Source organism: Pseudomonas brassicacearum (assembly GCF_003732225.1).
GTDB lineage: Bacteria > Pseudomonadota > Gammaproteobacteria > Pseudomonadales > Pseudomonadaceae > Aquipseudomonas > Aquipseudomonas brassicacearum_E.
Window position 1 is genome coordinate 21,882 of sequence record NZ_MOBJ01000004.1, and the last position, 24,131, is coordinate 46,012.

Consider the following 24,131-nt stretch of genomic DNA (forward strand, 5'->3'; position numbering starts at 1 on the left):
TAATGCCTGACCAAGATGTACGCTTGCAACACCTGAAAGTTTGGCTTGATGAGCAATTGGCAATGCTGTTTGCCGCGCAAGGATGGGGTGCCGTACCCCCGGCCACGTTGACCGCGGCCAGCAGCGACGCGAGTTTCCGCCGTTACTTCCGTTGGGAAGGTGAAGGCAGAAGTTTCGTCGTAATGGACGCTCCGCCGCCCCAGGAAAACTGCAAACCCTTCGTAGATATCGCATATTTGCTGGCGAAATCCGGAATTAACGTGCCGAAAATCTACGCAGAAGATCTTGAACGCGGCTTTCTTTTGCTCAATGACCTGGGTAATCAGACTTATCTGGACGTGATCGACAGCGAAAATGCTGACGATTTGTTCAAGGATGCCCTGCAAGCGTTGCTGGCTTTTCAGCAGTTGCCGATGGTTGCACCGCTGCCGAGCTATGACGTGGCCCTGTTGCGCCGCGAACTGGAACTGTTCCCCGAGTGGTATGTAAAACGCGAGTTGGGTATCGAGTTCGATTCGGCGCAGCAAATGCTCTGGCAGCAAGTCAGCGACAGGTTGATCGACAGCGCCCTGGCCCAGCCTAAAGTGCTGGTGCATCGCGACTATATGCCGCGCAACCTGATGCTCGGCGAGCCAAATCCTGGCGTGCTGGATTTTCAGGATGCGGTTTACGGCCCCGTTACCTATGACGTGACCTGCCTGTTCAAGGATGCCTTCCTCAGCTGGCCCGAGGAGCGCGTGCGCGGTTGGCTGGCGGACTACTGGCAGCAAGCGGGCGCTCTCGGTATTCCGGTTCAGTCCGATTTCGAAGACTTCCTGCGCGCCAGCGACCTGATGGGTGTGCAGCGTCACTTGAAGGTGATCGGCATTTTCGCCCGTATCTGCCACCGCGACGGCAAACCGCGCTACCTCGGCGATGTGCCGCGCTTCTTTGCTTATATAGACGCAGTAGTCGCTCGTCGTCCTGAGCTCGTGGAGTTGGATGTGTTGCTGGCCAGTCTGCGCCAGTCGGTCGGAGTCTCTGCATGAAAGCAATGATTCTGGCAGCCGGTAAAGGTGAGCGCATGCGCCCACTGACGCTGACCACTCCCAAGCCGCTGGTGCGTGTTGGCGGGGTGCCGCTGATCGAGTATCACCTGAAGGCGCTGGCAGCGGCAGGTTTCACCGAGGTGGTGATCAATCACGCCTGGCTAGGGCAACAGATCGAAGATTACCTGGGGGACGGTTCGCGCTATGGCCTGAGCATTCAGTACTCGCCGGAAGGTGAGCCGCTGGAAACGGGCGGCGGAATTTGCCGCGCGTTACCGCTCTTGGGTGAGGAAGCCTTTGTGGTGGTCAACGGTGATATCTGGACCGATTACGACTTCACCACTCTGCGTCAACCGATAGCGGGCCTGGCCCACCTGGTGCTTGCCGACAACCCGGTGCACCACCCGGCCGGCGATTTCAGTCTGGTCGATGGCCAGGTACGGGACGGCCAGCCAGGTGCACAGACGCTCACTTACAGTGGCATTGCCGTGCTGCATCCGAAGCTCTTCGCGGCCTGCGTGGACGGTGCCTTCAAACTGGCCCCGCTATTACGCGATGCCATGGCGCAAGGGCAGGTGAGCGGCGAGCGACTGCATGGGCACTGGGTCGATGTCGGCACTCACGAACGTCTGGCCGAAGTTGAGCAATTGATAGAAGCGAGCTACTGACATGTTGTGGCCAGGGACTCTGATTGGAGCCGGAGCGGGCTTTGCCATAGCCAGCATTCCGGGGGCCATGCTCGGCGCATTGTTAGGGCAGGCGCTGGACCGGCGCTTGCAGCTGCAAAGCCTCGGGCATTTGCGTGAGCGACTCGGCGGTCGGCCGATGTTGCGTAACGATGAATTGTTGTTTGTATTGCTGGGGCGTCTGGCCAAGAGCGATGGTCGGGTGGTGGACGGTCATATCTATCAGGCGCGTCAGGAAATGCGTGCGCTGGAAATGAGCGAGTCGGCGCAGAAACGCGCGATCGCGGCGTTCAACCGTGGCAAGTCCGGTCATGATCGCTTGCGCGGTTACCTGCGCCGTTTAAGCGCGCAACCGCATGCCGCCGAAGGTGTCTTGCGCGCCTGTTGGCGGATGGTCTGGGCTGACGGGCGTGCCGCAAGTGCCGAGCGCGAGCTGATTGCGCAGTGGGGCAAGTGGCTGGGCTGGACGCCGGAACAAGTGCAGGCACTGGCCAGTGATTACGAACCGCACAAGCGAACGTTGCCCAACAGTGCGGCGGCCTATCAGGAAGCGATGCGAGTGCTGGGAGTGTCGGCCACCAGCGAGCCGTCGCAGATCAAGCGTGCTTACCGACGCCTGCTCAGTCGTCATCACCCGGACAAGATCGCCGGCACTGGTGCGACACCTTCCCAGGTGCGCGAAGCGACTGACAAAACCCGCGAGCTGCACAACGCCTATACGTTGATTCGCGAGCGGCGGGATTTTCGTTAACGGCTTGGAAGGTCAAAAGATCGCAGCCTGCGGCAGCTCCTACAGGGGGGCGCTCTGTGGATTCAACCAACCGCGCACACGCCGGAATAATTGCTCCTGTTCGGCAGCGCTGTTACCGGGCAAGGTCTTGAGTGCAAGCTGACTGAACGTCGAGGCCTTCAGGCGTTTGCTGGCCTGCAAGCGTTCCAGCGCGGCGCTCTGCACCAACGCCTTGTCCTTGTAGTAGATGTCGAAAGTGGCCAGTTTCAAGGTGGTGGTCAGTTCCGCCAGTCCGGTTTTCACCGTCACCGGTGTCTGCGCGGCGACCATCACGAATTTCGCGACTTGCGAGGGTTGTTTTTCGCTCAGGTAGCGCGCGGCCCAATAGGCCCCTGTACCGTGACCGAGCAAGACGATGCTACGAGCACTTTGTTGTTCGGCGAAAGCAATGGCTGCGTCGATTCGTGCGTAGATGCGCTCGGCGTCGGCCTTGGCTTGCTCTTCGCTGGTCTCGGCGATCGCGCGGTCGGCGACGTCCCCTTCTCCCCCGGTCACTTGCTCGATCGGTGCGGTGGTGCTGGCGTCTTTGCTGCCAGTCGCGGGTTTGGCCGGCGCGGGTGCGACTTCGACAACACGCGCTTGCGGGGCATTGCTTTGCAGGTCAGGCAAGGTAAGACTCAGGCTGCTCCAGTCGGCATCGGGCAATTTTTGCCGCAATGGGCTGATTGCTTGAGGCCAGTCAGCAGTTTCACCTGCACCGGGGATGATAATCACCGCACCCTTGGGGTCGCTGGTGTTGGCCGGTTTCCACAGTGCGAGAAAACCGTCACTGCCGGCCTGCAATTGCTGTTGTTCTTGGGCGGGGACTGTCCGTTCAAGGGCAGCGGCTTCTTCCTGACTACGCTCTGGCAGTGGCTGGCGTTCGACCGGTTTTTCTGCAGCGGGCTTTTCCGCGGTGGTGGGTGCCGGGTCGGCGGCCTGGGCTGAAAAGGCACAAGGCAGGATCAGCGACAGGCACAATGCTGGCAGTGCCAAGCGATAGACAGGGGGCATCGGATATTCCAGGCCAGAAGTAATCCCGGCAGCCTAATGGGTTGGTCAGTATTTGTCAGTGTGTGAGACTTCGGATGATGCGTTTTCGCTGCCTGTTGGTTATCGGCTGTTGTTGGCTTCCCTTGATGGCATGGGCGGCGCCCACGTCGTCTGCGCATGTTGCGCAGTTGAGCGCCGCGCAGCGCCAGTGGCTCGCGGAGCACAACGAACTGCGCGTTGGCGTGGTGCTGCAAGCGCCTTTCGCACAGTACGACCGGCGTTTGCAGCGGTTGTCCGGGGCCAATGTCGAATTGATGCAGTGGCTGGCCAGTGCGCTCAACATCGAGGTGACGTGGCGCAATTTTCCCGATGTGGCGCAACTGGAAGAGGCGGTGCGCGAGGGTGAAGTCGACCTCGCTCCGGGCCTGACCCAAACCCCCGCCGGCCTGCGTCTGTGGCAATTCACCGACCCGTACATGCGCGTACCGCAACTGGTGGTCGGCGAACAGAAGGGCGCGGGTGTCGTCGAACTGGAAAAACTCGACAACCAGTCGCGGGTCGCGGTGCGGATGCCCAGCGCGATCGCCGATTATCTGCGCAGCAACTACGGCAATCTCAACTTGCAGGGCGTGCCGATGGAGCGTGAGGCCCTGCAATTGCTGCTGACTCAACAGGCCCGGTACGCGGTCGTGGATGAAGCCCAGCTCAGCCGTTTGTCCTCCGAGCCCGAATTCTCCGGGTTAACGGTGGTAGGGGATATAGGCCTGCCACAGTTGCTACGGGTGGCGACTCGCCGCGACTGGCCGGAGTTGGCCGGCATCGTTGAAAGCGCCTTGCATGCCATTCCGGCCAAGGATCTTGAACAGTTGCACGTGCGCTGGCTGCAACCCAAGTACCCACGTCTGGCCGAATCGCCGGGCTTCTGGCAAAACCTCTGTCTGTTGCTGGTCGTGTTGTTCCTCAGCAGCATGGCCATCGTGCTGTGGCAGCGCCGTCAGCAACATACGCTTGAGCAGCGTTTGCTGGCGGCCCGCGAAGACATTGCGCTGCGCGAGGCGAGCGAAGAAGCGTTGCGCCTGACGCAGTTTTCCATCGATCAAAGCACGGTCGGGATCCTCTGGGTCAATTGGGATAGCCATGTGCGTTACGCCAACCGTGCGGCCGAGGACATGCTCGGTTATGCGCCGGACGGCGTCATTGATCGGCCACTGATCGACTTTGAACCCGGTCTGCACATGGACCGTTGGTTGAGCCTGTGGAAACGCGCCCGGGCCAGCGAGGACGGGCCACAGAGCTTTGAAACCAACTGCGTGCGCGCCGATGGCAGCATTCTGCCGGCCGACGTGTCGTTGAGTTTCCTGCGTTTTCGCGACGGTGAATATCTGGTGGTTTACCTCAATGACGTCACCGAACGCCGTCGGGCGTTGGCTGCCTTGCAGGAAAGCGAGGCGCGGTTGCAGGGGATTGCTGCCAACGTACCGGGCCTGGTCTTTCGCCTGGAGCGGGCGCCAGTGACCGGGCAGATTGACTTTGCCTACATCAGCGAGGGTAGCGAGAGCCTGGTGGGGTATTCACCGGCGACCTTGAGCCATCGCGACATGGGCCTGCGCAGTCTGGTGCATCCGGATGACCGGGCGAGTTATCACCAGACTCAGGATCAGGCGCTGGACACTGATAGTGACTGGTCGTGGCAAGGCCGGATTCTCACCCGCCAGGGCGAGCAGCGCTGGGCCGAAATCAAGGCCATCACGCGCCGGCTCGACGATGGTGCATTCGTCTGGGACGGGATTGTCTGGGACATCAGCGAGAGCAAGCGCATCGAGCTGGAACTGGCCAGCTCCCGCGAGCAATTGCGTGAATTGTCCGCGCACCTGGAAAGCGTGCGGGAAGAGGAAAAGGCCCGGATTGCCCGGGAAGTTCACGATGAATTGGGTCAGATGCTGACGGTGCTCAAGCTCGAAACCTCGATGTGCGAACTGGCCTACGCCGAACTCGATCCGGGGTTGAGTGACCGCCTCAACAGCATGAAGCGCCTGATCGCCCAACTGTTCCAGCTGGTGCGCGATGTGGCCACGGCCTTGCGCCCACCGATTCTCGACGCCGGGATCGCATCAGCCATCGAGTGGCAGGCCCGGCGTTTCGAAGCGCGCACGCAGATCCCGTGTCTGGTGCAAGTACCGGACAATCTGCCGGCCCTCAGCGACGCCAAGGCCATCGGCCTGTTCCGGATCCTTCAGGAGGCGCTGACCAATGTCATGCGCCATGCGCAGGCGCATACTGTTGAACTGACACTGGTGCTGGAAGGCGACGAGTTGTGCCTGACGGTCAGCGATGATGGCGTAGGCTTTGTCGCGTCCACGGGCAGGCCGACATCCTTTGGCGTGGTCGGCATGCGCGAGCGGGTGCTGATTATGGGTGGCCAGTTGTCGCTTGAGAGTGAACCGGGCGAGGGCACGACATTGAGCGTGCGTGTGCCGCTGGATGAAGCCTGAGGGTTTTGTGTTGTTTGCACTGACGCCTTCGCGAGCAAGCTCGCTCCCACATTGATCTGTGTTGTCCCTATGTACGCGGAACAGTGTGGGAGCGAGCTTGCTCGCGATTGATCTTGAATCTGGAGAAGAACGTGATCCGTGTACTGGTAGCCGAAGACCACACCATCGTCCGTGAGGGTATCAAGCAGTTGATTGGCCTCGCCAAGGATTTGCTGGTGGTGGGGGAGGCGAGCAATGGCGAGCAATTGCTCGAGCAATTGCGCCATATTCCCTGCGAGGTGGTGTTGCTGGATATCTCCATGCCCGGGGTTAATGGGCTGGAGGCGATTCCACGGATTCGCGCACTGAACAATCCACCGGCGATTCTGGTGCTGTCGATGCACGACGAGGCGCAAATGGCTGCGCGGGCGCTGAAGGTAGGCGCTGCCGGTTATGCGACCAAGGACAGCGACCCGGCGTTGCTGCTGACGGCGATTCGCAAAGTCGCGGCGGGCGGGCGTTACATTGATCCGGAGCTGGCGGACCGAATGGTCTTCGAAGTCGGCCTGACGGATTCGCGGCCGCTGCATTCGTTGCTCTCGGAGCGCGAGTTTTCGGTATTCGAGCGCCTGGCTCAGGGCGCCAATGTCAATGACATTGCCCAGCAACTGGCGTTGAGCAGCAAAACCATCAGCACCCACAAGGCGCGGCTGATGCAGAAACTCAACATCACCTCACTGGCTGAGCTGGTGAAGTACGCGATGGAGCACAAGTTGCTCTGAAGAACACCGCTATACCCTGTGGGAGCGAGCTTGCTCGCGATGAGGGCATGTCATTCAGTATCGATGTCGACTGACCCACCGCTATCGCGAGCAAGCTCGCTCCCACAGAGATCGCTTACGCATATCCATTTACGACATCTCTCAAGACCGCCTTTGCCGACTCTTGTGGCTTGCAGCTAACAGCATGCCGCTGCATATGCCAAAACGCGCCATTCTTGTAGGGAAATCCCTACCCCCAACCTTCCATACGGCTGAGGCGATTCTCTCCTGCGCCCCGATTTGCGTGGTCCCAAGGCTCCACTAGGCTTAGTACTCAGCAGTCCTACATATAAAGAATACAAAGGTGCAGGTATGAGCGAGGTCGATTCAAGCGCTGGAGCGAATGATGTTCTGGTCAGCTTTCGTGGAGTGCAAAAGAGCTACGACGGCGAGAACCTGATCGTCAAAGACCTCAACCTGGAGATTCGCAAAGGCGAATTCCTCACCTTGCTCGGGCCGTCCGGCTCCGGCAAGACCACCAGTCTGATGATGCTCGCCGGTTTCGAAACGCCGACCGCCGGCGAAATCCTGCTGGCCGGACGTGCGATCAACAACGTGCCGCCGCACAAGCGCGACATCGGCATGGTGTTCCAGAACTATGCATTGTTCCCGCACATGACGGTGGCCGAGAACCTGGCGTTCCCGCTGACCGTGCGCGGCCTGAACAAAAGTGACGTCAGTGACCGGGTCAAGCGCGTGCTGAGCATGGTTCAGCTCGACGCGTTCGCCCAGCGTTATCCGGCGCAGCTTTCCGGTGGTCAGCAACAGCGTGTGGCCTTGGCCCGGGCGCTGGTGTTCGAACCGCAACTGGTGCTGATGGACGAACCGCTGGGCGCTCTGGACAAACAGCTGCGTGAACACATGCAGATGGAAATCAAGCACCTGCACCAGCGCCTCGGCGTGACCGTGGTCTACGTGACCCACGACCAGGGCGAAGCCCTGACCATGTCCGACCGCGTGGCGGTCTTCCATCAAGGCGAAATCCAGCAGATCGCGCCACCGCGCGAGCTCTATGAAAAGCCAAAGAACACCTTCGTCGCCAACTTCATCGGCGAGAACAACCGTCTCAACGGTCGTTTGCACAGCCACACCGGCGACCGCTGCGTGGTTGAGCTGGGGCGTGGTGAAAAGGTCGAAGCGCTGGCGGTGAATGTCGGCAAGACCGGCGAGCCAGTGACGCTGTCCATCCGACCGGAGCGCGTGAGCCTCAACGGGTCCAGCGAGTCGTGCGTCAACCGCTTCTCAGGGCGGGTGGCGGAATTCATCTATCTGGGCGACCACGTCCGTGTTCGGCTGGAAGTCTGTGGCAAGACCGACTTCTTCGTGAAACAGCCGATCGCCGAGCTGGATCCGGCGCTGGCGGTCGGAGACGTGGTACCGCTTGGCTGGCAGGTCGAACACGTTCGCGCGCTCGACCCACTTCTAGAGGCGAACTGATCGCCCTCGCTTCACCAACACCAACCCCGCACGTGGAGAGAATAATAAATGTTGAGATCCCTGAAATTCACAGCCCTCGCACTGGGCATGATGGGCGCAGCGCAAGCAATGGCCGGCCCCGACCTGACCGTGGTGTCGTTTGGCGGCGCGAACAAGGCGGCGCAGGTCAAGGCTTTCTATGCACCGTGGGAAGCCGCGGGCAACGGCAAGATCGTCGCCGGTGAATACAACGGTGAAATGGCCAAGGTCAAAGCCATGGTCGACACCAAGAGCGTGTCCTGGGACCTGGTCGAAGTTGAATCGCCAGAGCTGTCCCGTGGTTGCGACGAAGACATGTTCGAGCCGCTCGACCCGGCGCTGTTCGGCAAGTCCGAAGACTACGTGAAGGGCGCCATCCAGCCATGCGGCGTGGGCTTCTTCGTGTGGTCGACCGTGTTGGCCTACAACGCCGACAAGCTGGCAAGCGCACCGACCAGTTGGGTGGATTTCTGGGATACCAAGAAATTCCCGGGCAAACGTGGCCTGCGTAAAGGCGCCAAGTACACCCTGGAATTCGCCTTGATGGCCGACGGCGTTGCGCCGAAAGACGTCTACAAAGTGCTGGCCAGCAAGGATGGTCAGGACCGCGCATTCAAGAAACTTGATGAGCTCAAGCCAAGTATTCAATGGTGGGAAGCAGGCGCTCAGCCACCGCAGTATCTGGCTTCCGGCGACGTCGTCATGAGCTCGGCCTACAACGGTCGGATCGCTGCCGTACAAAAAGAAAGCAATCTGAAAGTAGTGTGGAACGGCGGCATCTACGACTTCGACGCCTGGGCAATTCCAAAAGGCCTGGATAAAACCCGCGCTGCAGCCGCGAAGAAATTCATCGCGTACTCGGTCATGCCGCAACAGCAGAAAACCTACTCGGAAAACATCGCCTACGGCCCGGCCAATACCCAAGCCGTACCGCTGTTGTCCAAAGACATTCTGAAAGACATGCCAACCACCCCGGAAAACATCGCCAACCAGGTGCAGATCGATGTCAGCTTCTGGGCTGACAACGGTGAGCAACTGGAACAGCGTTTCAACTCGTGGGCTGCGAAGTAACCACAACCCTGCGATGGTGGGCTAGCCCACCTGTGGGAGCGAGCTTGCTCGCGATTGCGGTGTATCAGTCAACATCAATGTTGAATTTGAAGGCGCCATCGCGAGCAAGCTCGCTCCCACATTAACGATTGATCAAAGAATTTCGGAGTTCGCCATGGCCATCGCCGTTCCCCTGAACGAGGGCACCCATCGCACCTTGAAGCAGCGCCTTGCGCGTGCCGAGCGGGTCAACCGCTGGAAAGCCCAAGCCTTGATCGCGCCGTTGGTGCTGTTTCTGTTGTTGGTGTTTCTGGTGCCGATCGTGGCGCTGCTCTACAAAAGTGTCGGCAACCCGGAAGTGGTCGGCGGGATGCCGCGCACCGTGGCGGCGATTGCCACCTGGGATGGTCGAGGCTTGCCGGCGGATCCGGTCTTCAAGGCTGCCAGCGAAGACCTCCTTGAGGCCCGCAAGAATCAAACCCTGGGCGATCTGTCCAAGCGACTGAACATGGAGTTGGCCGGCTATCGCAGCCTGCTGACCAAAACCGCGCGAGCGCTGCCGTTCACGACGGAACCGGCCTCGTATAAAGACGCGCTCGAAGCGCTGGATGAGCGTTGGGGGGACCCGGCCTATTGGCAAGCGGTGCGCCGCAACACCAGCAGCATCACGCCATATTATTTGTTGGCAGCGGTCGACCATCGGATCGACGACCTCGGCGAAATCGCCCCGGCGACCCCCGATCAGGCGATCTACCTCGAGATCTTTGCCCGGACTTTCTGGATGGGCCTGATCATCACCGCGATCTGCCTGGTGCTGGCCTACCCGTTGGCGTACCTGTTGGCCAACCTGCCGTCGCGTCAAAGCAACCTGCTGATGATTCTGGTGCTGCTGCCGTTCTGGACCTCGATTCTGGTGCGGGTGGCGGCGTGGATTGTCTTGCTGCAATCGGGTGGGCTGATCAACAGCGCGATGATGGCCATGGGCATCATCGATAAGCCGCTGGAACTGGTGTTCAACCGCACCGGGGTTTACATCTCGATGGTGCACATCCTGCTGCCGTTCATGATTCTGCCGATCTACAGCGTGATGAAAGGCATCTCGCCGACCTACATGCGTGCGGCGATCTCGCTGGGCTGCCATCCGTTCGCCAGCTTCTGGCGGGTGTACTTTCCGCAGACCTATGCCGGTGTCGGCGCCGGATGCCTGTTGGTGTTCATCCTGGCGATTGGTTACTACATCACCCCGGCGCTGCTCGGTAGCCCGAACGATCAGATGGTCAGCTACTTCGTCGCCTTCTACACCAACACCAGCATCAACTGGGGCATGGCGACCGCTCTCGGTGGGCTGCTGCTGATGGCGACCATCGTGCTCTATCTGATTTACAGCTGGCTGGTAGGCGCGAGCCGCCTGCGTCTGAGCTAAGGAGAGAATCGAAATGCTGAGTCCTTATATGTCGCCCGTCGAGCGGGTGTGGTTCTACAGCTTGCGCATTCTCTGCGGGCTGATCCTGTTGTTCCTGATTTTGCCGGTGCTGGTGATTATCCCGCTGTCGTTCAACTCGGGGAGTTTTCTGGTCTACCCGCTGCAAGGCTTCTCGTTGCACTGGTATCAGGACTTCTTTGCCTCGGCCGAATGGATGCGCTCGCTGAAGAACAGCATGATTGTCGCCCCGGCGGCGACGGTGCTGGCGATGGTCTTCGGTACGCTGGCGGCGATAGGCCTGACCCGTGGCGACTTCCCCGGCAAGGCGCTGGTGATGGCGCTGGTGATCTCGCCGATGGTGGTGCCGGTGGTGATCATCGGTGTGGCCAGTTACCTGGCCTTCGCTCCGCTGGGGTTTGGCAACAGCTTTGTTTCGCTGATTGTCGTGCATGCGGTGTTGGGCGTGCCGTTCGTGATCATTACCGTGTCGGCGACGTTGCAAGGTTTTAACCAGAACCTGGTGCGTGCTGCCGCCAGCCTTGGGGCTTCACCGCTGACGGCGTTCCGCCGGGTGACCTTGCCGTTGATCGCGCCGGGGGTCATTTCCGGGGCGCTGTTTGCCTTCGCGACGTCGTTCGATGAGGTGGTGGTCACGTTGTTCCTTGCCGGTCCCCAGCAGGCGACATTGCCGCGGCAGATGTTCAGCGGTATCCGCGAAAACCTAAGCCCGACCATTGCCGCCGCCGCGACGCTGCTGATCGCTTTCTCGGTGTTCCTGCTGCTAACCCTGGAATGGCTGCGTGGCCGCAGCGAGAAACTGCGTACCGCGCAGGTCTGACGCTACGCCTCGATCAACTGTGGGAGCGAGCTTGCTCGCGATAGCGGACTGTCAGTCGACATCAATAGTGAATGTCAGTCCCTCATCGCGAGCAAGCTCGCTCCCACATTGGATCTCTGATTATTCACTGACTGAATAACAGACAAACCCCAATCCCCAGCTACTATTGTGCCCAGCTCCCCTATTTATAAGAGGCTGCGCACATGAGTATTTCCTCTTTCAAAATCGCTCACAAATTGCTCACCGGCACGGCTGCCATCGAACAACTGGCCTCTGAGCTGACCCGCCTGGATGTCGACTACCCACTGATTGTCACCGATGCCGCGCTGGTCAAGTCCGGTACAGTGGAGCTGGCGCTGGCGCAACTGGGGGGGCGCACGTACGAGATTTTCGATCGAGTGTTGCCCGACCCGGAAATCGCCATCGTTGAAGACTGCATGCGCGTCTACCGCGACGGCGGGCATGACGGTTTGATCGGCCTTGGTGGCGGCAGCGCCATCGACATCGCCAAAAGTGTTGCAGCCTATGCCGGTTATCACGGCGCGCTCGAGGATTTGTTCGGTGTCGATCAGGTGCCGCGTAAAGGTCCGCCGCTGATTGCGATCCCGACCACTGCCGGCACCGGCTCGGAAGTCACCAACGTGGCGATTCTTTCCGACAAGGTCGCGCAGTTGAAAAAAGGCATCATCAGCGATTACCTGCTGCCGGATGTGGCGCTGGTCAGCCCGCAAATGACCCTGACCTGCCCGCGCAGCGTGACGGCCGCCAGTGGTGTCGATGCGCTGGTGCACGCTGTCGAATCCTACTTGTCGCTCAACGCCTCACCGATTACCGACGCGCTGGCCATCGGCGCCATCAAGCTGATCGCCACGGCATTGCCCAAAGCCTACGCCAACCCTTCGCACCTGCAGGCCCGTGAAGACATGGCCACCGCCAGCCTGATGGCCGGCATGGCATTCGGTAACGCCGGGGTCGGCGCGGTGCATGCCTTGGCTTATCCGCTGGGCGGGCGTTTCAATATTACGCACGGTGTCAGCAACGCCTTGTTGCTGCCGTATGTCATGGCCTGGAACAAAATGGCGTGCGTCGAGCGCATGCGCGATATCGCCGAAGCTCTTGGCGTGAAAACGGCGCAGTTGAGCGCTGACGAGGCGGCGGATAAAGCCGTCGAGGCCATGGCGCGACTCTGTGCCGCAGTGGAAATCCCCCAAGGCCTGCACAGTTTTGGCATACCGGAAGATGCAATCCCGGCGATGGCCGTGGAGGCCGCGGGAATAGAGCGATTGATGCGCAACAACCCGCGCAAATTGAGCACCGCCGATATCGAGAAGATCTATCGAGCCGCCTACTGATCATCGCGGTCACGGTGCGCGCGTCAAAGCATGAGGTATACAATGCGCGCCATCGTGATTTTGCTCAAAAAAGGTGCGTCATGCAGCCCTTCGCTATTGCTCCGTCGATTCTCTCCGCCGACTTCGCCCGCCTGGGCGAGGAAGTGGACAACGTTCTGGCCGCCGGCGCCGACATCGTTCACTTCGATGTCATGGACAACCACTACGTGCCAAACCTGACCATCGGGCCGATGGTCTGCTCGGCATTGCGCAAGTACGGCATCACCGCGCCGATCGACGCGCACCTGATGGTCAGCCCGGTAGACCGCATCATCGGCGACTTCATCGACGCCGGCGCGACCTACATCACCTTCCACCCGGAAGCCACGCTGCACGTCGACCGTTCCCTGCAAATGATCCGCGAAGGCGGTTGCAAGGCTGGCCTGGTGTTCAACCCGGCGACCCCGCTGGACGTGCTCAAGTACGTGATGGACAAGGTCGACATGATCCTGCTGATGAGCGTCAACCCGGGCTTCGGTGGGCAGAAATTCATTCCCGGTACCCTCGACAAGCTGCGTGAAGCACGCGCGCTGATCGATGCGTCGGGCCGTGACATTCGCCTTGAAATCGACGGTGGCGTGAACGTGAACAACATTCGCGAAATCGCCGCTGCTGGCGCTGACACCTTCGTCGCCGGCTCGGCCATCTTCAACGCCCCGAACTATCAGGAAGTGATTGAGAAGATGCGTTCCGAACTGGCCCTGGCTCGCCCATGAGTGGCTTTGAGCAGTTGTTCCCGGGGCGTCTGCCGCGGCTGGTGATGTTCGATCTGGATGGCACGTTGATCGATTCGGTTCCGGACCTCGCAGTGGCCGTGGATAACATGCTGCTCAAACTCGGGCGTGCCCCGGCAGGTCTCGACGCGGTGCGCGAATGGGTGGGCAACGGTGCGCCGGTGCTGGTCCGTCGTGCTCTGGCGGGCAATATCGATCACACGAGTGTCGATGATGTCGAGGCCGAACACGCGCTGGAGATTTTCATGGAAGCCTACGCAGGCGGCCATGAACTGACGGTGGTCTACCCCGGCGTACGCGACACCCTGAAGTGGCTGCACAAACAGGGTGTCGAAATGGCACTGATCACCAACAAGCCGGAGCGCTTTGTCGCACCGTTGCTGGATCAGCTGAAGATCGGCCGCTACTTCCGCTGGATCATCGGCGGCGACACCCTGCCGCAGAAGAAGCCTGACCCGGCGGCGCTGTTTTTCGTGATGAAAATGGCCAACATACCGGCCTCGCAATCGTTGTTCATCGGTGACTCGCGCAGCGACGTGCTGGCGGCCAAGGCTGCCGGCGTAAAGTGCGTAGCCCTGAGTTATGGCTATAACCATGGCCGGCCGATTGCTGAAGAGTCGCCGGCGCTGGTGATCGACGATCTGCGCAAGCTAATTCCCGGTTGCCTGGATCCGGCCGCTGAGATAACGTTGCCCGACGCTGTTCAATCCCCTCCTGGAAATTCCATCGTGGTGGTCACTCGCAAACTCTGGATGAAAGTCATCAAGGCCCTGGCCCGCTGGCGTTGGCGCGCCTGACTTGATCCTGGCCGGCTATCCGGCGCGTTTGCACACCTGACCGTTTGACCCTCATGCCACGAGGCACCTCATGATCCGCGAAGAATTCCTGCGTTTGGCCGCTGCCGGCTACAACCGTATCCCGCTTGCCTGCGAAACCCTTGCCGACTTCGACACGCCGCTGTCGATCTACCTGAAACTGGCCGACGAGCCCAACTCCTATCTGCTGGAGTCGGTGCAGGGCGGCGAGAAATGGGGCCGTTACTCGATCATCGGGCTGCCGTGCCGCACGGTGCTGCGGGTGCATGATCACCACGTCAGCGTGACCGTCGATGGCACCGAAGTGGAAAGCCACGATGTCGAAGACCCGCTGGCCTTCGTCGAAGCCTTCAAGGCGCGCTACAACGTGCCGACCATTGCCGGTTTGCCGCGCTTCAACGGCGGGCTGGTGGGCTACTTCGGTTACGACTGCGTGCGTTACGTGGAGAAGCGTCTGGGCAAATGCCCGAACCCGGATCCGCTGGGCGTGCCGGACATTCTGTTGATGGTTTCCGATGCGGTGGTGGTGTTCGATAACCTGGCCGGCAAGATGCACGCCATCGTGCTGGCCGACCCGTCGCAGGAAAACGCCTTTGAGCAAGGTCAGGCGCGTCTGGAAGAACTGCTGGAAAAACTCCGCCAGCCAATTACTCCGCGTCGCGGCCTGGACTTCAGCAAGCAGCAAGCGGCTGATCCGGTGTTCCGCTCCAGTTTCACCCAGGACGATTACGAGCGGGCGGTGGACACCATCAAGGAGTACATCCTCGCCGGTGACTGCATGCAGGTGGTGCCGTCGCAACGGATGTCCATCGACTTCAAGGCTGCGCCGATCGATCTGTACCGGGCGCTGCGTTGCTTCAACCCGACGCCTTATATGTACTTCTTCAACTTCGGCGACTTCCACGTCGTTGGCAGTTCGCCGGAAGTGCTGGTGCGGGTCGAAGACAACCTGATTACCGTACGGCCGATCGCCGGCACCCGCCCACGCGGTGCCACCGAGGAAGCTGACCGGGCACTGGAAGAAGACCTGTTGTCGGACGACAAGGAAATCGCCGAGCACCTGATGCTGATCGACCTTGGCCGCAACGACACCGGCCGGGTCTCGGAGATTGGTTCGGTGAAACTCACCGAGAAAATGGTCATCGAGCGCTATTCCAACGTGATGCACATCGTCTCCAACGTCACCGGCCAGTTGAAGGCCGGCCTGACGGCGATGGACGCACTGCGGGCGATTCTGCCGGCCGGCACGTTGTCGGGCGCGCCGAAGATTCGCGCGATGGAGATCATCGACGAACTGGAGCCGGTCAAACGTGGCGTCTACGGCGGTGCGGTCGGTTACTTCGCCTGGAACGGCAACATGGACACCGCGATTGCGATCCGCACGGCGGTGATCAAGAACGGCGAACTGCATGTGCAAGCCGGCGGCGGCATTGTTGCCGACTCGGTGCCCGCGCTGGAATGGGAAGAAACCCTGAACAAGCGCCGCGCCATGTTCCGCGCCGTGGCCCTGGCCGAGCAAACCCCGGACGCCTGAGGTCACGCAGAACCTGTGGGAGCGAGCTTGCTCGCGAAGGGGGCATAACAGCCAGCATTGATGTTGCCTGGCCCACCGCTTTCGCGAGCAAGCTCGCTCCCACAAGGAATTCACCACCATAAAAAACGCGGCGCCTGTGAGGGCGCCGCGTTTTTTATTGCCTGCGGTTTAGAAGTCCAGGCTGACACCCACGTTGATGCCCTGTTGGGTGAAGTCGTCATCCTTGCGAATGTTGTAGCTGGCCCGCAACGCCAGGTCTGGGGTCAGTTTGTGGCTGACACCCAGGTTCAGGCGGTTCAGGTTGGTTTGCGGGGTATACCCTTGCAGCGTGAAACGGTTGTCGGGCAGGCTGTTGAGGTTGATGGTCAGGTCCTGGGTATCGTCCTTATATTCGCGCTCATGAGCGAATTCGCCGAATACCTGAGTCTGCGAGGTGATCTGGTACTTGCCCTGCAAGCCAACACCGAGGCGTTTGGAGGTGCGCGTCTGGTCAGCGAAAGTCAGAGCAGTAGAGTCGTTACCGCTCTCCGAGTAACCGTCGACTTTCACCTTGGCGTAATCGGCACTGACGAATGGCGACAGATGCCACGGACTGCTGGCCAGCGGTGCGATGTCGTAGCCGACCCGGCCACTGGCGGCCAGCGTGTAGCCGCTGGTATCGCCTTTTTCTCCGCGCTCGTTGACGCCCAGATCGAATTTTCGCTTGAGGCTGTCGTAGTCCAGGTGCCCGGCAGTCAGAGCGGCATCGGCCCACCAGCGATTTTGCTGATACTGGGCAAACGCCGTGCCCAGGTAAGTGTTGAGCTTGTATTGCGAGTTGTCCTGGCCTGCCTCGAGCTTCTGGTGATAGAACCCTGCCGCTACGCCTACGCGCCAGGCGTCATCGAGGCGGTAACTGCCACCGATGTTCAGGTTGTAGCCGTTTCCGTCAGCACTGGCGCTGCTGCGTTGGTCGTCGAAATCCTGATGCTGGCCACCACCGGCGACAATCGCTCGCCATTGGCCAACGCCTTGCCAGTTTTCCCAGTCGGCCAGCCATTGGTTACGCAGTTCATCCTGGTGCGCGCGTAATGTGCCCTGGGCTATCTCTGGCAACAACGTCAGTTCCCAAGGCGCTGCCAGTATGGAATACGCGTAATCGGCGATCAGCCGTTGCCCGGTTTCGGTCGGGTGGACCGAGTCGTTGTAGATCAACTTGGTCGGATCCGGCGTGGCGCTGTTGATACCGTACCGGGCGTTTTCCGTGCAGCTATCGCCGCTGAAGCAGGTCGCGGTGAGGTTCTGGTCGGTGGCCAGGCCGAACTGCGCCGGGTTGGCGAAGGTCTCTTTGAGCAGTACCGGAATATTGAGCGGGATGACTTCGGCATTGACGTGCTGCAACTGGCTGACCAGTTCGGTGTTGAACTGGGCACTGAGTTGGGAGGTAAAGGCCTGCAGCGGACTGCCGTTGATCGCCGGGGTCAGGCCAATGTCCGGGAGCAGCCAGACCATGATGTATTTGGCGCCGGCCTGTTGCAGAGTTTGCACGCTGCTGACCAGGCGATCGGCTGCGGCGTTGGCCTGATCGAGACTCGTCACCCGGCCCTGAAGGAAGTCGTTGCCGCCACCGGAGAGGTAGTAGAGCGCATTCGGGTCGGCACGGAAGCCGTTGCTCGGCAGATAACCGGGGCGACTGCGCTCACCGGTGTCTGAGGTGGTGGTAATCGAGTCGAGAATCTGATCGGTGCGATATCCACCTACCGCCCAGTTATTGCCATCTGGCAGGCCTTGGCTGGCGCGGACCGCCGAGGTTGAGGCGGCTGTTTGGTCAGCCGAAAATCCGAGTTTCCCCCCCAGCAATTGCGTCGAGTTGGCGGCTTTTACCTCGCCGCTGCCATCCATGTAAGTCGGGCCGACACGGTTGGTGAAGCGTAACGTAGAGCCGGCGGGACCCCCGGTATCGGTAAACTGCCCGGCGTCGTTCAGGCTGTCGCCAAAGACAATGAATTTCGAATAAGGGGCGGGCGCCGCAATGGCCTGAGCGCAGGCCATTGCAAGAAGACAACCGGCGAGCGGTACACACAACGTCTGTTTGATCATGAGCAAGTCCGTTTTATTTATTGTTGTAGTAAACGAAACGACAGTACCAAAAACTTTTGCGTTTTAGCTATGGCTAAAGGCCGCGTCGATTGCTTGCGCTGCGCCATATTGCACCCTCTGCTCAGCTAAGTTACTGTGCGGGAACGTATGAATGAGACCTTCCCCGTGTTGATCGCCAGCAAACTCTTGGATCAAGTCATCAAGGCCCACGCCCGTTGGCGTTGGCGCGCCTGAACTTTCTCTGCCGGCCTGGCCGGACCTGTACCTGTTTGCCTTCTTTACCCGTATGAAATGCCGCTTTTGCCGGTTCCATTCCTGCAACTGACTGAGCGCTGCAAGACTGCGGGTAAATCATTCGAAGGCCGTCTCAAAAGTCAGTGAATTCAAGAGGTTTCAAACCATGTTGCTGATGATCGATAACTACGACTCTTTTACTTACAACGTTGTGCAGTACCTTGGTGAGCTAGGCTCCGAGGTCAAGGTTGTGCGCAACGATGAGCTGACCATTGCCGAGATCGAAGCGCTCAAGCCTGAGCGTATCGTCGTGTCCCCCGGTCCATGCACCCCGACCGAAGCTGGTGTGTCCATCGAAGCCATCAAGTATTTCGCCGGCAAACTGCCGATTCTCGGCGTCTGCCTGGGTCATCAATCCATCGGCCAGGCGTTCGGTGGTGATGTAGTGCGCGCCCGCCAGGTTATGCATGGTAAGACTAGCCCGGTATTCCACGAGGACAAGGGCGTGTTCGAGGGTCTGAACCGTCCGCTGACCGTCACCCGCTATCACTCGCTGATTGTGAAGCGTGAAACCTTGCCCGATTGCCTGGAGTTGACCGCCTGGACTCAGCTCGAAGACGGCTCGGTCGATGAAATCATGGGCCTGCGCCACAAGACACTGAACATCGAAGGGGTGCAGTTTCACCCCGAGTCGATCCTTACCGAGCAGGGCCATGAGCTGTTCGCCAACTTCCTCAAACAAACCGGCGGCACGCGCTAAGGACTTTCCATGGATATCAAGACTGCCCTGAGCCGTATCGTCGGCCACCTGGACCTGAGTACTGATGAAATGCGCGATGTGATGCGCGAAATCATGACCGGGCAATGCACTGACGCACAGATCGGCGCGTTCATGATGGCCATGCGCATGAAAAGCGAAAGCATCGACGAGATCGTCGGCGCCGTTTCGGTCATGCGTGAACTGGCGGACAAGGTTGAGCTGAAAACCCTCGACGGTGTCGTCGATGTGGTCGGCACCGGCGGTGACGGTGCAAACATCTTCAACGTCTCGACGGCTTCTTCGTTTGTGGTCGCGGCGGCTGGCTGCACCGTGGCCAAGCACGGTAACCGTGCGGTATCGGGCAAGAGCGGCAGCGCCGACTTGCTGGAGGCAGCCGGGATCTACCTGAACCTGACGCCGGTTCAAGTGGCGCGTTGCATCGACAACGTCGGCATCGGCTTCATGTTCGCCCAGGCTCATCATGGTGCAATGAAGTACGCCGCCGGCCCGCGCCGCGATCTCGGCCTGCGCACCCTGTTCAACATGCTCGGCCCGCTTACGAATCCGGCCGGCGTGAAGCATCAGGTGGTGGGCGTGTTCAGTCAGGCGTTGTGCCGCCCATTGGCCGAGGTCTTGCAGCGGATGGGCAGCAAACATGTGCTGGTCGTGCATTCGAAGGATGGCCTGGACGAGTTCAGTCTGGCGGCGCCAACCTTTGTTGCGGAATTGAAGGATGACCAGATCAGCGAGTATTGGGTCGAGCCTGAAGACCTCGGCATGAAGAGCCAGAGCTTGCACGGTCTGGCGGTGGAAAGCCCGGCGGCCTCGCTCGAACTGATTCGCGATGCCTTGGGGCGCCGCAAAACCGAAAACGGTCAGAAAGCCGCAGAAATGATTGTGCTCAATGCCGGTGCCGCGCTGTACGCTGCTGATCATGCGAGCAGCCTGAGAGAGGGCGTTGCCCTGGCTCATGACGCACTGCACACCGGCCTTGCGCGTGAAAAGCTTGAAGAGTTGGGTGCGTTTACCGCGGTATTCAGAGTGGAGAATGAGGCATGAGTGTACCGACGGTTCTGGAAAAGATTCTCGCCCGCAAAGTCGAGGAAGTGGCCGAGCGCAGCGCTCGCGTAACGCTTGCCGAGCTGGAAGCGTTGGCCAGGGTGGCCGATGCGCCGCGTGGTTTTGCCAAGGCGCTGATCGCCCAGGCCAAGCTCAAACACCCGGCGGTGATTGCTGAAATCAAGAAGGCTTCGCCGAGCAAGGGCGTGATTCGCGAGAACTTCGTGCCGGCCGAAATCGCCAAGAGCTACGAGAAGGGCGGGGCGACTTGCCTCTCGGTGCTGACGGATATCGATTATTTCCAGGGCGCCGATATCTACCTGCAGCAGGCGCGTGCCGCGTGCAAACTGCCGGTGATCCGCAAGGACTTCATGATTGATCCCTATCAGATCGTTGAAGCCCGGGCGCTGGGTGCCGATTGCGTGCTGTTGATCGTTGCCGCGCTGGATGACGTGAAAATGGCCGAACTGGCAGCCGTCGCCAAAGGTGTTGGCCTCGACGTGTTGGTAGAGGTCCACGACGGTGATGAGCTGGAGCGGGCCTTGAAAACCCTCGACACTCCGCTGGTCGGCGTGAATAACCGCAATCTGCACACCTTCGAAGTCAGCCTGGAAACCACTCTTGATCTGCTGCCGCGTATCCCACGCGATCGCCTGGTCATCACTGAGAGTGGCATCCTTAATCGCGCCGACGTCGAGCTGATGGAAATCAGCGAGGTGTATTCGTTCCTGGTCGGCGAAGCGTTCATGCGCGCCGAGAGTCCGGGTGCTGAACTGCAACGCTTGTTCTTTCCGGAGCGTGGCATTGCGGTCAGCGGTTCTACCCTCGACTGAACCTGATTCAATGAAGAAGCCGGCGTTGCCGGCTTTTTTGTATCCACCGCAAAGGATTCGCACTGCCATGAATCAACCCATTGCCTTGACCATCGAAGCCGGTCTGCGTGCCGAGCAGGATTTATTGGCGACGGTATGTACCGGCGACCAGGAGTTTGGTTTGTTGTTCTGGCAGCCGAGCGATCGCGCGCTGGTCATGCCAAGGCGTTTGAGCCGTTTGCCAGGCTTCGAGACTGCTTGCCAGGTATCGGCTGCAAACGGTTGGCCGGTGTTGCTGCGTGAAACCGGCGGTGAGCCGGTGCCGCAGTCTGCCGCGACGATTAATATCGCGCTGGTGTATGCACCGCCGCGTAGTGAAGGTGATCACGGTCGGATCGAAACCGCTTATCGGCGTCTGTGCGATCCGATTTGCGCGCTGCTGACGGAGCTCGGCGGCAAGCCTTCATTGGGTGAAGTCGAGGGTGCGTTCTGTGACGGGCGTTTCAACGTCAATCTCGACGGTCGCAAGATGGTCGGCACTGCTCAGCGCTGGCGGCAGAGCAAGGGTGGTCAGCGCCCGGTGGGGCTGGTGCACGGTGCGCTGTTGCTGGACGACGAGCGGGAGTCGATGGTTGAGGCGGTAAATCGGTTTAACGAGGCTTGCGGTCTGGAGCAGCGGGTTCGCGCACAGAGCCATATCGCCCTGCATGAACAATTCGCCGCCCCGGACGCCATCGAACGGCTGGACACGTTGTATCGGCAAATGCTCGCCGAAGTGATGTCGGCTTAACGAGTGCCGAACACCACCATGGTCTTGCCTTTGACGTCGACCAGGTTGCGTTCTTCCAGGTCCTTGAGCACGCGCCCGACCATTTCCCGCGAGCAACCGACGATCCGGCCGATTTCCTGGCGGGTGACTTTGATCTGCATGCCGTCCGGATGTGTCATGGCGTCGGGCTGCTTGCACAGCTCCAGCAAACAGCGTGCAACCCGGCCGGTGACGTCGAAGAACGCCAGATCGCCAACCTTGCGTGTGGTATTGCGCAGGCGCTGGGCAATCTGGCCGCTGAGCACATAAAGGATGTCCGGATCCTGCTGGGACAGCTCGCGGAACTTGCAGTAGCTGATCTCGGCCACTTCGCATTCGACCTTGGCGCGAACCCAGGCGCTGCGCTCCTGCTCTTGCCCAGCTTGTTCGAACAGGCCCAACTCGCCGAAGAAGTCACCGGCATTGAGGTAGGCGATGATCATTTCCCGGCCATCGTCGTCCTCGATGAGGATGGTGACCGAGCCTTTGATGATGAAAAACAGCGCATCCGAACGATCGCCAGCGCAAATGATGTTGCTCTTGGCCTGATAACGACGGCGCTGGCAATGCATCAATAACTTGTCGAGGTTCTTGATTTTGGGTGTTTGGCTAACAGCAACCATGGTTGTATCCCGAAAAGACTGCACGGTGTGATGTAGTTTTTTTTGTAGGGGCTGGCGAAGCCTGCGATCTTTTTATTCGCTACTGGAACTGGCTATGCGCCATTGAATTGGCGCCAGCTTAACAGACGCATTCCGTCGTTATTCGAGAATTTATCAATACTGTAAGTGCGTTACTTACGCTGATGCCAACCCTGTCAGGCAAAGTCCCTGTGCTAAGCTGGCGACCCTTTTTTAACAGTGGAGTCTTGGCGATGAAGGCACGCATCCAATGGGCTGGCGAAGCCATGTTCCTCGGTGAATCCGGCAGCGGTCATGTGGTGGTCATGGACGGTCCGCCTGATGCCGGCGGTCGGAACCTGGGTGTACGTCCGATGGAAATGCTCCTGCTCGGTGTGGGCGGCTGCAGCAATTTCGACGTGGTGAGCATCCTGAAGAAGTCCCGCCAGGCCGTGGAAAGCTGCGAAGCCTTCCTTGAAGCCGAGCGCGCGACTGAAGATCCCAAGGTTTTTACCAAGATTCATATGCACTTCGTGGTCAAGGGCCGGGCGCTGAAAGAGGCTCAGGTGAAGCGGGCCATCGAACTGTCGGCCGAGAAGTATTGCTCGGCGTCGATCATGCTCGGGGCGGCCGGTGTAGCCATCACTCACGACTATGAAATCATCGAACTCGGTTGAATCGACATTCAACTATCATAAATGCAGTGCAGACTCTGGCGATCACTGGCCCAGGTCTGCATAATGCGCCACTTTTTTCAGGGCAGTGATCGGTCAGCCGACAGGTCACCTCCCCAGAACAGACAACCAAAATCGCCATCGCGAAGAGGTGTTAACCGTCCTACGCAGGTGCGTTGTTCGCATTTGACGGGCATGCTTGATCACGCGGCCCGGCCGCATACATAGAGAGTTTTTAAACGGTGAAAAGCAAACTCAAGCTCCATGGGTTCAATAACCTGACAAAGACCTTGAGCTTCAACATCTATGACATCTGCTACGCGGAAACCCCGCAAGACCAGCAGGCTTACGTTGAGTACATCAATAAAGAGTACAACGCCAAGCGCCTGACGCAGATTCTCACAGAAGTTGTCGATATCATTGGTGCCAACATCCTGAACATCGCCAGTCAGGACTATGAACCCCAGGGCGCCAGCGTCACGATTCTGATTTCTGAAGAGCCGGTGACGCCGACCGACAGTCAGATCGAAGAGTCTCCAGGGCCGATACCCGAAATCATTCTGGCCCACCTCGACAAGAGCCACATTACGGTGCACACCTACCCGGAAATCCATCCGGTGGACGGTATCGCCACCTTCCGTGTGGACATCGACGTGTCGACGTGCGGAGTCATTTCACCGCTTAAGGCGCTCAACTTCCTGATTCACCAGTTCGATTCGGATATCGTGACCGTGGATTATCGTGTGCGCGGTTTCACCCGTGACGTTGAAGGCAAAAAGCACTTCATCGACCACGAGATCAACTCGATCCAGAACTACCTGTCCGAAGATACCCGCGACAGTTATCAGATGACCGACGTGAACGTGTACCAGGAAAACCTGTTCCATACCAAAATGCTGTTGAAGAACTTTGAACTGGATAATTACCTGTTCGGCGACGCCACCAGCAACTTGTCCTCTGAGCAACGTGCCCAGGTGACTGAGCGTGTGAAACACGAAATGCTCGAGATCTTCTACGCGCGCAACATGTCGAGCTAAGATTTTCGAACACAAAAAAGGCGACTACTTTGCGGTAGTC

Annotated in this window: 22 protein-coding genes; 19 read left to right on the forward strand and 3 right to left on the reverse strand. The window is 59.6% G+C overall.

Annotation, left to right across the window (positions count from 1 at the left end):
* Positions 1–2 precede the first annotated feature (2 nt).
* Genes BK659_RS05465 through BK659_RS05475 form a run of 3 tightly spaced genes read left to right on the forward strand, consistent with a single transcriptional unit; the run spans position 3 to position 2,465 of the window.
* On the forward strand, positions 3–1,028 hold the full coding sequence (locus BK659_RS05465; protein WP_123424099.1) for an aminoglycoside phosphotransferase family protein: 1,026 nt from the start codon (positions 3–5) through the stop codon (positions 1,026–1,028).
* Positions 1,025–1,696 (forward strand): N-acetylmuramate alpha-1-phosphate uridylyltransferase MurU, encoded by a 672-nt coding sequence (gene murU, locus BK659_RS05470; protein WP_123424100.1) that lies wholly within the window; start codon positions 1,025–1,027, stop codon positions 1,694–1,696. Before BK659_RS05465 ends, murU begins: the two co-directional genes overlap by 4 nt.
* Before the next feature lies 1 nt (position 1,697).
* Positions 1,698–2,465 carry a TerB family tellurite resistance protein gene (locus tag BK659_RS05475; protein WP_123424101.1) on the forward strand — a complete coding sequence of 256 codons (768 nt, stop codon included), beginning with the start codon at positions 1,698–1,700 and terminating at the stop codon, positions 2,463–2,465.
* 39 nt (positions 2,466–2,504) lie between these two features.
* On the opposite strand, the gene BK659_RS05480 is transcribed toward BK659_RS05475, so the two are convergent.
* Positions 2,505–3,497 carry an alpha/beta hydrolase family protein gene (locus BK659_RS05480; protein WP_123424102.1) on the reverse strand — a complete coding sequence of 331 codons (993 nt, stop codon included), beginning with the start codon at positions 3,495–3,497 and terminating at the stop codon, positions 2,505–2,507.
* 74 nt (positions 3,498–3,571) lie between these two features.
* Here BK659_RS05480 and BK659_RS05485 point away from each other — a divergent pair, with 74 nt between their 5' ends.
* From BK659_RS05485 to trpE, 10 genes are all read left to right on the forward strand, one after another.
* A complete protein-coding gene (locus BK659_RS05485) occupies positions 3,572–5,968 on the forward strand; it encodes a PAS domain-containing sensor histidine kinase (protein ID WP_123424103.1) in 2,397 nt (798 codons plus the stop codon).
* 131 nt (positions 5,969–6,099) lie between these two features.
* The gene (locus BK659_RS05490; RefSeq protein ID WP_123424104.1) at positions 6,100–6,729 is read left to right on the forward strand and encodes a response regulator; all 630 of its coding nucleotides are present in this window, start codon (positions 6,100–6,102) and stop codon (positions 6,727–6,729) included.
* Between the two features lie 351 nt (positions 6,730–7,080).
* Positions 7,081–8,205 carry an ABC transporter ATP-binding protein gene (locus tag BK659_RS05500; protein WP_054594303.1) on the forward strand — a complete coding sequence of 375 codons (1,125 nt, stop codon included), beginning with the start codon at positions 7,081–7,083 and terminating at the stop codon, positions 8,203–8,205.
* A 48-nt stretch (positions 8,206–8,253) separates the two neighbouring features.
* Positions 8,254–9,294: an ABC transporter substrate-binding protein gene (locus tag BK659_RS05505; protein ID WP_123424105.1), complete on the forward strand. Its 1,041-nt coding sequence runs from the start codon at positions 8,254–8,256 to the stop codon at positions 9,292–9,294.
* A gap of 154 nt (positions 9,295–9,448) precedes the next feature.
* On the forward strand, positions 9,449–10,696 hold the full coding sequence (locus tag BK659_RS05515; protein ID WP_123424106.1) for an ABC transporter permease: 1,248 nt from the start codon (positions 9,449–9,451) through the stop codon (positions 10,694–10,696).
* A gap of 13 nt (positions 10,697–10,709) precedes the next feature.
* The gene (locus tag BK659_RS05520; RefSeq protein ID WP_123424107.1) at positions 10,710–11,534 is read left to right on the forward strand and encodes an ABC transporter permease; all 825 of its coding nucleotides are present in this window, start codon (positions 10,710–10,712) and stop codon (positions 11,532–11,534) included.
* Positions 11,535–11,737: 203 nt separating this feature from the next.
* Entirely contained in the window at positions 11,738–12,886 is a 1,149-nt protein-coding gene (locus BK659_RS05525; RefSeq protein WP_123424108.1) for an iron-containing alcohol dehydrogenase, read from the forward strand.
* Positions 12,887–12,966: 80 nt separating this feature from the next.
* Entirely contained in the window at positions 12,967–13,641 is a 675-nt protein-coding gene (gene rpe / locus BK659_RS05530; protein ID WP_019693907.1) for a ribulose-phosphate 3-epimerase, read from the forward strand.
* The gene (locus BK659_RS05535; RefSeq protein WP_123424109.1) at positions 13,638–14,456 is read left to right on the forward strand and encodes a phosphoglycolate phosphatase; all 819 of its coding nucleotides are present in this window, start codon (positions 13,638–13,640) and stop codon (positions 14,454–14,456) included. Before rpe ends, BK659_RS05535 begins: the two co-directional genes overlap by 4 nt.
* A 70-nt stretch (positions 14,457–14,526) precedes the next feature.
* Entirely contained in the window at positions 14,527–16,008 is a 1,482-nt protein-coding gene (gene trpE / locus BK659_RS05540; RefSeq protein WP_123424110.1) for an anthranilate synthase component I, read from the forward strand.
* Between the two features lie 168 nt (positions 16,009–16,176).
* On the opposite strand, the gene estP is transcribed toward trpE, so the two are convergent.
* Complete coding sequence (gene estP, locus BK659_RS05545; protein ID WP_123424111.1) at positions 16,177–18,087, reverse strand: esterase EstP; 1,911 nt, start codon at positions 18,085–18,087, stop codon at positions 16,177–16,179.
* A gap of 400 nt (positions 18,088–18,487) precedes the next feature.
* Between estP and BK659_RS05550 the strand changes: the two genes are divergently transcribed.
* The 4 genes from BK659_RS05550 to BK659_RS05565 all read left to right on the forward strand — a co-directional run bounded on the left by BK659_RS05550 (position 18,488) and on the right by BK659_RS05565 (position 21,742).
* Complete coding sequence (locus tag BK659_RS05550) at positions 18,488–19,081, forward strand: aminodeoxychorismate/anthranilate synthase component II (protein WP_019693903.1); 594 nt, start codon at positions 18,488–18,490, stop codon at positions 19,079–19,081.
* Between the two features lie 9 nt (positions 19,082–19,090).
* On the forward strand, positions 19,091–20,140 hold the full coding sequence (gene trpD / locus BK659_RS05555; RefSeq protein WP_123424112.1) for an anthranilate phosphoribosyltransferase: 1,050 nt from the start codon (positions 19,091–19,093) through the stop codon (positions 20,138–20,140).
* Positions 20,137–20,973, forward strand: coding sequence for an indole-3-glycerol phosphate synthase TrpC (gene trpC, locus BK659_RS05560; RefSeq protein ID WP_123424113.1), 837 nt, complete (start codon positions 20,137–20,139; stop codon positions 20,971–20,973). Before trpD ends, trpC begins: the two co-directional genes overlap by 4 nt.
* 67 nt (positions 20,974–21,040) lie before the next feature.
* On the forward strand, positions 21,041–21,742 hold the full coding sequence (locus BK659_RS05565) for a lipoate--protein ligase family protein (RefSeq protein ID WP_123424114.1): 702 nt from the start codon (positions 21,041–21,043) through the stop codon (positions 21,740–21,742).
* Here BK659_RS05565 and crp read toward each other — a convergent pair.
* Positions 21,739–22,383: a cAMP-activated global transcriptional regulator CRP gene (gene crp / locus BK659_RS05570; protein WP_123424115.1), complete on the reverse strand. Its 645-nt coding sequence runs from the start codon at positions 22,381–22,383 to the stop codon at positions 21,739–21,741. The two genes, BK659_RS05565 and crp, sit on opposite strands and share 4 nt — an antisense overlap.
* Positions 22,384–22,634: 251 nt before the next feature.
* On the opposite strand from crp, the gene BK659_RS05575 reads away from it, so the two are divergent.
* Positions 22,635–23,057 (forward strand): OsmC family protein, encoded by a 423-nt coding sequence (locus BK659_RS05575; protein WP_017138086.1) that lies wholly within the window; start codon positions 22,635–22,637, stop codon positions 23,055–23,057.
* Between the two features lie 239 nt (positions 23,058–23,296).
* Complete coding sequence (speD, locus tag BK659_RS05580; protein ID WP_123424116.1) at positions 23,297–24,091, forward strand: adenosylmethionine decarboxylase; 795 nt, start codon at positions 23,297–23,299, stop codon at positions 24,089–24,091.
* Positions 24,092–24,131 lie beyond the last annotated feature (40 nt).

Excerpts from the sequence above, each read along its gene's own strand:
- BK659_RS05465 (WP_123424099.1), top strand. The coding sequence starts at position 3 with ATGCCTGACCAAGATGTACGCTTGCAACACCTGAAAGTTTGGCTTGAT.
- murU (WP_123424100.1), top strand. The coding sequence starts at position 1,025 with ATGAAAGCAATGATTCTGGCAGCCGGTAAAGGTGAGCGCATGCGCCCA.
- BK659_RS05475 (WP_123424101.1), top strand. The coding sequence starts at position 1,698 with ATGTTGTGGCCAGGGACTCTGATTGGAGCCGGAGCGGGCTTTGCCATA.
- BK659_RS05480 (WP_123424102.1), bottom strand. The coding sequence starts at position 3,497 with ATGCCCCCTGTCTATCGCTTGGCACTGCCAGCATTGTGCCTGTCGCTG.
- BK659_RS05485 (WP_123424103.1), top strand. The coding sequence starts at position 3,572 with ATGATGCGTTTTCGCTGCCTGTTGGTTATCGGCTGTTGTTGGCTTCCC.
- BK659_RS05500 (WP_054594303.1), top strand. The coding sequence starts at position 7,081 with ATGAGCGAGGTCGATTCAAGCGCTGGAGCGAATGATGTTCTGGTCAGC.
- BK659_RS05505 (WP_123424105.1), top strand. The coding sequence starts at position 8,254 with ATGTTGAGATCCCTGAAATTCACAGCCCTCGCACTGGGCATGATGGGC.
- BK659_RS05515 (WP_123424106.1), top strand. The coding sequence starts at position 9,449 with ATGGCCATCGCCGTTCCCCTGAACGAGGGCACCCATCGCACCTTGAAG.
- BK659_RS05520 (WP_123424107.1), top strand. The coding sequence starts at position 10,710 with ATGCTGAGTCCTTATATGTCGCCCGTCGAGCGGGTGTGGTTCTACAGC.
- BK659_RS05525 (WP_123424108.1), top strand. The coding sequence starts at position 11,738 with ATGAGTATTTCCTCTTTCAAAATCGCTCACAAATTGCTCACCGGCACG.
- rpe (WP_019693907.1), top strand. The coding sequence starts at position 12,967 with ATGCAGCCCTTCGCTATTGCTCCGTCGATTCTCTCCGCCGACTTCGCC.
- BK659_RS05535 (WP_123424109.1), top strand. The coding sequence starts at position 13,638 with ATGAGTGGCTTTGAGCAGTTGTTCCCGGGGCGTCTGCCGCGGCTGGTG.
- trpE (WP_123424110.1), top strand. The coding sequence starts at position 14,527 with ATGATCCGCGAAGAATTCCTGCGTTTGGCCGCTGCCGGCTACAACCGT.
- estP (WP_123424111.1), bottom strand. The coding sequence starts at position 18,087 with ATGATCAAACAGACGTTGTGTGTACCGCTCGCCGGTTGTCTTCTTGCA.
- BK659_RS05550 (WP_019693903.1), top strand. The coding sequence starts at position 18,488 with ATGTTGCTGATGATCGATAACTACGACTCTTTTACTTACAACGTTGTG.
- trpD (WP_123424112.1), top strand. The coding sequence starts at position 19,091 with ATGGATATCAAGACTGCCCTGAGCCGTATCGTCGGCCACCTGGACCTG.
- trpC (WP_123424113.1), top strand. The coding sequence starts at position 20,137 with ATGAGTGTACCGACGGTTCTGGAAAAGATTCTCGCCCGCAAAGTCGAG.
- BK659_RS05565 (WP_123424114.1), top strand. The coding sequence starts at position 21,041 with ATGAATCAACCCATTGCCTTGACCATCGAAGCCGGTCTGCGTGCCGAG.
- crp (WP_123424115.1), bottom strand. The coding sequence starts at position 22,383 with ATGGTTGCTGTTAGCCAAACACCCAAAATCAAGAACCTCGACAAGTTA.
- BK659_RS05575 (WP_017138086.1), top strand. The coding sequence starts at position 22,635 with ATGAAGGCACGCATCCAATGGGCTGGCGAAGCCATGTTCCTCGGTGAA.